This window comes from Pediococcus damnosus, from assembly GCF_001437255.1.
GTDB lineage: Bacteria > Bacillota > Bacilli > Lactobacillales > Lactobacillaceae > Pediococcus > Pediococcus damnosus.
On record NZ_JQBD01000095.1, the window covers coordinates 1 to 6498 of the forward strand.

At 49.2% G+C, this 6498-nt stretch carries 8 protein-coding genes, 1 pseudogene and 1 riboswitch; of the genes and pseudogenes, 5 read left to right on the plus strand and 4 right to left on the minus strand.

Annotated elements, in window-relative coordinates:
- Nucleotides 1-54: 54 nt before the first annotated feature.
- Together IV84_RS09080 and IV84_RS09085 are read right to left on the minus strand one after the other, a co-directional pair.
- A complete protein-coding gene (locus IV84_RS09080; RefSeq protein ID WP_056986487.1) occupies nucleotides 55-531 on the minus strand; it encodes a universal stress protein in 477 nt (158 codons plus the stop codon).
- A 96-nt stretch (nucleotides 532-627) separates the two neighbouring features.
- Nucleotides 628-915 (minus strand): hypothetical protein, encoded by a 288-nt coding sequence (locus IV84_RS09085; protein ID WP_011668133.1) that lies wholly within the window; start codon nucleotides 913-915, stop codon nucleotides 628-630.
- Nucleotides 916-1074: 159 nt separating this feature from the next.
- Between IV84_RS09085 and IV84_RS09090 the strand changes: the two genes are divergently transcribed.
- On the plus strand, nucleotides 1075-1338 hold the full coding sequence (locus tag IV84_RS09090) for an IS3 family transposase (protein WP_056986488.1): 264 nt from the start codon (nucleotides 1075-1077) through the stop codon (nucleotides 1336-1338).
- 40 nt (nucleotides 1339-1378) lie between these two features.
- On the plus strand, nucleotides 1379-2221 hold the full coding sequence (locus IV84_RS09095) for an IS3 family transposase (protein WP_056986490.1): 843 nt from the start codon (nucleotides 1379-1381) through the stop codon (nucleotides 2219-2221).
- 160 nt (nucleotides 2222-2381) lie between these two features.
- Here the strand turns inward: IV84_RS09095 and IV84_RS09100 are convergent, their stop codons facing one another.
- Entirely contained in the window at nucleotides 2382-2612 is a 231-nt protein-coding gene (locus tag IV84_RS09100) for a CrcB family protein (RefSeq protein WP_065868917.1), read from the minus strand.
- Nucleotides 2606-3004: a fluoride efflux transporter FluC gene (locus tag IV84_RS09105; RefSeq protein WP_056986492.1), complete on the minus strand. Its 399-nt coding sequence runs from the start codon at nucleotides 3002-3004 to the stop codon at nucleotides 2606-2608. The genes IV84_RS09100 and IV84_RS09105 overlap by 7 nt, the downstream gene beginning before the upstream one ends.
- 185 nt (nucleotides 3005-3189) lie before the next feature.
- A riboswitch (Fluoride riboswitch) is annotated at nucleotides 3190-3258 on the plus strand.
- Between the two features lie 56 nt (nucleotides 3259-3314).
- On the opposite strand from IV84_RS09105, the gene eno reads away from it, so the two are divergent.
- The 3 genes and pseudogenes from eno to IV84_RS09125 all read left to right on the plus strand — a co-directional run bounded on the left by eno (nucleotide 3315) and on the right by IV84_RS09125 (nucleotide 6490).
- Nucleotides 3315-4601: a phosphopyruvate hydratase gene (gene eno / locus IV84_RS09110; protein WP_056986494.1), complete on the plus strand. Its 1287-nt coding sequence runs from the start codon at nucleotides 3315-3317 to the stop codon at nucleotides 4599-4601.
- Between the two features lie 74 nt (nucleotides 4602-4675).
- A pseudogene (locus IV84_RS09115) lies at nucleotides 4676-6073 on the plus strand (HAD-IC family P-type ATPase).
- A 177-nt stretch (nucleotides 6074-6250) separates the two neighbouring features.
- Nucleotides 6251-6490: a hypothetical protein gene (locus IV84_RS09125; protein ID WP_057878792.1), complete on the plus strand. Its 240-nt coding sequence runs from the start codon at nucleotides 6251-6253 to the stop codon at nucleotides 6488-6490.
- Nucleotides 6491-6498: the final 8 nt, after the last annotated feature.

The following is a 6498-nucleotide window of genomic DNA, read 5'->3' on the forward strand; positions in this document are numbered from 1 at the left end:
TTCGTTCAAGTTATTTCTTGCAATCTGCCATAGTTAAAGCATTAGTTAGCAAATTTATTCTGCGCGGTGTGCTGCTTTGGCTGGTTGATTATCTAAGTCCGTCCGTACGACGATGACGTCACAAACTGCTGTCCGTGTGACGTAGTCCGTTACAGACCCGATTAATAGCCGTCCAACTGCGTTTAACCCAGTAGCACCAATCATAATCAAATCGGTGTCATTACCCCGAGGAACATCTTCAATGATGGTCCTCGGTGCCCCGTATTCAATGGCGTAATCAATCTTGTCAAGACCATCTGCCTTGGCATCAGCCACGTACTTGTCGAGGGTCTTCTTGGCCGTTTCTGTGACTTGTTCAGCCATGCTGGTATCAAGGCTAGAAAAGATTTGGAGAGCCCGTGTATCAACAACGTGAACGAGATGTAAATCAGCATCGTTACGTTTAGCCACAGCGACTGCTTTCTTGAAAGCTAATTCGGCTTCATAGGAACCATCGACTGGGACTAAAATGTGCTTGTATTGTTGTAACATAATATTCACCTCTCATTATTTTATACTCTTATCATACGTTATTTATCTGCAAATAAAAAGCGATATGGTAAAAAAACTGCGAGAAAGTGTAACCGATTACGCCTTAGGGAACCAGTGTAATAGAATCAATTGAATACTGATAATCGCAATAACGCCGACTAACAACATGGTTGAAATGAAGACCATGTTGTTCATGATGGTGGCGACTGCCGACAGCACACCAATCAGTAGCATAACAACACCACTGATCGTCAAGACACGACTTAATTCGTGACTACTTTCGGGATGAAAGACTAAGAAAGCACGACGTCGATGAGCATAAAAGTACCAACCAATTCCTAAAGCCAGCAGGGTATAGCAAGCCATTAAAATGGTGATGGCCATGAAGAGACCTCCTTAGTAAATGGTAGCGTCAAGAATCTTGTGTAAATGAANGGTAGATTGTATAGAAATAGGGAATGCTGGATGTAAGCTGATTCCTGAGACAACTTTTAAGAGAGGGTATAATGAATAAATCGTCTCTCAAAAGGAAGGAATTTTTACATGCCAACTCGTTACGACAAAGAATTCAAACAAAACATTATCAACCTATATAAGCAAGGCGAATCAGCTGCCCAACTGGCCAGAGAATATGGCATTGGCTATTCAACCGTTCATAAGTGGATCCAGGGCCAGGCCAAAACTCAATCCGGTAAATCGCCAGACGAAATCAAAGCGATGGAAAAGCGACTGGCTTCGCTGTCTGAGGAGAACGAAATCCTAAAAAAGACCTGGGCTTCCTTGCGCAGAAGTAACCAATATCTTTGATTACATTCAACAAGAAAGCCATCACCACCAGGTAACTAAGATGTGCCGAATCCTCGGTGTTTCCAGAGCTCAGTATTATCGTTATCGATCCCCAAAGCCTTCAAAACGCCGGGCCGAAGATGAGGACTTAAAACAACGGATTCTGCGGATCTTTGCGGAATTCAAGCAGCGATACGGCGTTATGAAGATCCACCATGAATGGAATCTGGAACTTCAACCACTGCAGCGTCCGTGCAGCCCAAGACGGATTTCCCGGCTCATGAAGGAACTGGATATCCACTCCGTTACCGTCAATAAATGGAAAGCGGCTTCGGCTTCTAAAACCAAGGTTGAACAGCGTCCCAACTTGCTTAAGCAGGATTTCTCGACCACTGGTTTAAATCAAAAATGGACCGCTGATATGACCTATATTCAAACGAAGCGTAATGGCTGGTGTTACTTATCAACCATCATGGACCTACACTCACGACGGATTATCGGCTATTCGTTCTCAAAAAAGATGGATACTGATTTAGTCTTAAAGACCCTGGAAAGCGCGGTTAAAAATCGAACCATTACTGGGGACCTGATTATCCACACAGACTTAGGATCACAGTACACCAGCGATGATTACAACCAACGGTTAACAGAACTACATATCCGCCACTCTCACAGCCGTAAGGGGTGTCCATACGATAATGCACCAATGGAATCTTTTCATGCTTCCCTCAAAAAGGAATGTGTTTATCCAGTGCCGGTCTTTGAGAATTATGAAACTGCCGCTGCTGTCCTTTTTGAATATGTGCATGCTTTCTACAATAGGAAGAGAATTCATAGTTCACTGGGCTACCAGACCCCCTTACAAGTTGAAATCGCAACACTTACGAGCCAAATGGCCGCCTGATTTAATGCTTTCCATGGTTCAAATAAGTTATTCATCACGATTAATGATTTATTTGAGCTGTGGAAGGTAAATGCGGTTCTGAATGTCTCTTAAAACCTGTCTCAAATATTGACTTCAATCCAACGCACAGTAACGCCGGTTGCGCAACAAGATAAACGCATCAGTCATGAATGTGGAAAAAGTCGTGTACCCACCACACACCGGTCAAAAGTAGCAGTGACCACGCTTGCTGCAGTGCGCACATCGCCAAAAATCCCGCCAAGAAGGCACCACTAGCATTGATCACAAGCGTCGCCACCGACACCCAAGTCCACCAGTTCTTGCCTAGCTGCGTCAGCACGTATTGCATCACGGCGCCGACCCCAGCGCCTAAAGTCACTAACATCACCATGTTTGTCGCCGCCTTCCCCAGGCTTCGGCGCATAAATACCCGCTAAACGCAGCGCCTAAACCAACAAGCAGCTCAAGCAAGAAGATCCTGATCTCGTACACCGGCGATTCGCCGACGTTTTTGTAAAGGTTCGGCACCATCGTCGAAAACGTCGTAAACGCGCCGACAAAACCAGTCCCTAACGCCAAAATCAGCCAGCCCGGCAAATCTATGTACACCGCTAGGCCATAAGTGACAAACTCCAGCAAAAATCTGCCGATCAGATTCATCGCCGTGGTGCCGAGCATCGTGTCGGCATCATTAAGCCACAAGCCAATTTCCCAGCAGGCAATCCCACCGAAACAGCCGCCGATGAACATCGCTAAAATATCTTGGTATCGCAATCGCTGCATTAAACTTCCCCGTAAAACGCGGCCACCAAAATACAGGCAGTCGCGTGGTTACACTCATCAAAATTTAATATAGCGTCTAGCGTTATAGCAAAACATACAGCTGTAAGACAAGCCCGCCTTTTGCACGAAAATTTGTCGGTCTGGCTTGCGCAAAATTTCGTAAGGGAGTATGCTTTGGGTGCTAAAAGTTAATCGGCGATGACGTTCGCCACTAAAACTAATTGGTAAATCAATTTGATGACGTCTACTGCACAGATTTTGCGTGCAGTAGACGTAGACGTCATCTTTTTTTACCGGAAGGAGCACAATTATGTCAGTAGTGATTGAATCTGTGAAGGCGCGCGAGATCTTCGACTCCCGCGGCAACCCAACTGTTGAGGCCGATGTTAATCTCTCGGACGGTACGCTCGGCCGCGCGGAGGTACCATCTGGTGCATCGACCGGCGAAAAAGAAGCCGTCGAGTTGCGCGACGGCGGCGACCGGCTTCAAGGCAAAGGCGTCTCAAAGGCCGTGGCCAACGTCAATACCGAGATCAACAAGGCTTTGCACGGCACTGACCCCTTCAACCAAGCCCACATCGACCAGCTGATGATCGACTTAGACGGCACACCTAACAAGGCTCGCCTAGGGGCTAACGCGATCCTGGGTGTATCAATGGCCACTGCCCGTGCAGCAGCCAACGCCTTGCACACACCGCTGTATCGTTACCTTGGCGGCACCGACTTGGAACTGCCACAAACGTTCCACAACGTGATCAACGGTGGTGAGCACGCCGACAATGGCATCGACATTCAGGAATTCATGATTACCCCAGTCGATCGTTCCAGCTTCCGTGATGGCTTCGAGAAAATCGCCAACACCTACCACATCTTGAAGAAGGTGATCGAAGAAGCTGGCTACACCACCGGCCTCGGCGATGAAGGGGGCTTTGCCCCTGACCTCAAGAACTCCGAAGACGCCTTGCAGATGCTGCATGACGCCATCATCAAGGCAGGCTACACGCCTGGCAAGGAAATCGCCATCGCCTTTGACGCGGCGGCATCATACTTCTACAACCGCGACACCAAGAACTATGACTTTGAAGGCAAAACCTACACACCTGCCGAATTAGGAGAATACTACATTCACCTGCTGGACAAGTTCCCAGAGATCATCTCCATCGAAGATCCTTATGGGGAAGAAGACTGGGGCCACTTCGCTGACTTTACCAAGAAGTACGGCGATCGCGTGCAACTTGTCGCAGACGATCCGGTCTGCACTAACCCAGCCTTGATCAAAGACGCCATCAAACGAGGCATGGCCAACAGTATCTTGATCAAGCTTAACCAGATCGGCACGGTCACCGAAACGCTGGAAGCAATCCGCTTAGCGCGCAAGAACGGCTACACTACCATGATGTCTCACCGTTCTGGTGAAACCGGCGACACCTTTGTCGCTGACTTTACCGTCGCCACGAACGCTGCGCAACTCAAGTCCGGCGCTCCAGCCCGTTCCGAGCGTGTGGAGAAATACAACCAACTGTTACGGATCGAAGAAGAACTTGGCGCTGACGGCACGCGCCTAGCCCACTTCCCAGATTCGGTCGACTTCGACTGATTAGCATTGATCCAGCGGCCGAGCACTAATATGTGCGCGGCCGTTTGTTATTTTGAAAAAAGCTGGTGTCTACTATGACCAAAAAGAATACGCTAGACGGCCTCACCCAAGCCGAAGCTGACCGGCGACTGGCCCGCGATGGCTTCAACGAAGTGGCCGAAACCCCCTTCAACTTTGCCACGGCCATTATCACCCGCCTGTGGGGGCCTAGCGCGTGGATACTCGAAGCGGCGCTGATCATTGAAATCGTGTTAGGCAAAGGCATCCAAGCCGGGTTCATCGTGCTAATGTTGCTCTTTGCCGCGGTCAATGGCGCGATTCAATCTTGCCGCGCCAACACGGTCTTACGCAGCCTATCACATGACTTATCGCCGACCACCGCAGTCAGCCGCGATGGCAAGTGGAAACAGGTGTCAGCCAAGTACTTAGTCGTTGATGACCTCATCAGCCTACGCCAAGGGGACATTATCCCCGCTGACGCGCGCCTGCTGACGGACACGCTGGAAGCCAACGAAAGCAGTATCACGGGCGAAGCCAAGGCCGTCAACCGCCCCCCTGGTGCCGGCACCGAAGTCCTCTCCGGCAACGCCTTAGCGATCGTCACCGCCACCGGTGCTAATAGCCGCAGCGGCAAAACAATCAGCCTGATCAACCAAAGCTCGGCGCCGGGCCATTTGCAGAAACTATTGGGCAAAATCATCGGCTATCTGGCAGCACTCGATGCAGTGTTGGCCGTGCTGTTGATCATCGTGGCCGTTGTCCGCCACGAAGACTTAGTTGCCATGCTACCGTTTCTTGCAATGCTGTTCATCGCGACGATCCCGATCGCCATGCCATCGAGTTTTGCCGGCAGACGGACTGACCCCGATCATCGAGATCCTAGATGCCGGCCACCGCGTCTATCAACGCATGATGACCTGGACGATCACCAAACTTTCATGCACCGCAGAGTTGCCGCTGCTATTGACATTAGGTTACCTGATTCTCCACTTCATTCCGCTGACCTTAAACGCGATGATCTTGGTCGCAATTCTGAATGATTGTGTGCCCCTTGTGCTCGGCACTGACCGCACAACGATCACACACCAGCCAGAAAGCTGGAATCTGGTAAACTTAGCAAGATCGCTGGTATCCTGGCCATAGGTTGGTCAGCGGTCGGCTACGGTTGGCTAACTTGGTTACAACAGCTCGGTCTTACTACTGATCAAATCAGCACCGGCCTTTACGTCTACCTTATCTTTAGCGCGATGTTGACGATCCTGATGACCCGCACCAAAAAGCCGTTCTGGGCTAACCTGCCCAGTCGTGCCGTGTCAATAGCAATCGGCGGCAACTGCGCATTGACGCTGGTTCTGGCACTTACCGGCTGGGGGATCGCCGCACTCAGTCCAGCATTAGTTGGCTTAGCAATCGTGATCACTGTATTAACTGGCATTGTGCTGACAGTGATTCGATTTGCGGCACGCATCTAGCGAACTTTCACCAGATCCACACCACTTTTGAACCCATTGGCCAATGTGTATTGGCTGATGTTTTTTTGCTTTCCTACGATTTTAGTTGCCTAATTTAACGTTTTGGTTTCACCGCCACGCTCAAATTCGGTCTGTATAAGTGTAACTAATTTTCTCAAATCTAGGGAGGCTGTATTCATGAGTAGTGAGCGTGAAGTGTCAAAAATGTTTGTCCGATATATGCAACGTGTGCTTCGCAACGAGCGAATCAACTTTTATCGAAAGCACCTAAGAGATGTTAAAGAAACGCCACTTGAGGACTGGTTATTAGAGGAAATCGTCGAACCATCCCATCTGTCCGACTTTCTTCTGATCGAAAACGAAGTTGCCAATCTCGAATCATTCATCGAAAATGAGAAGCTGTCTAAAATCTCTTAAGTAATAGT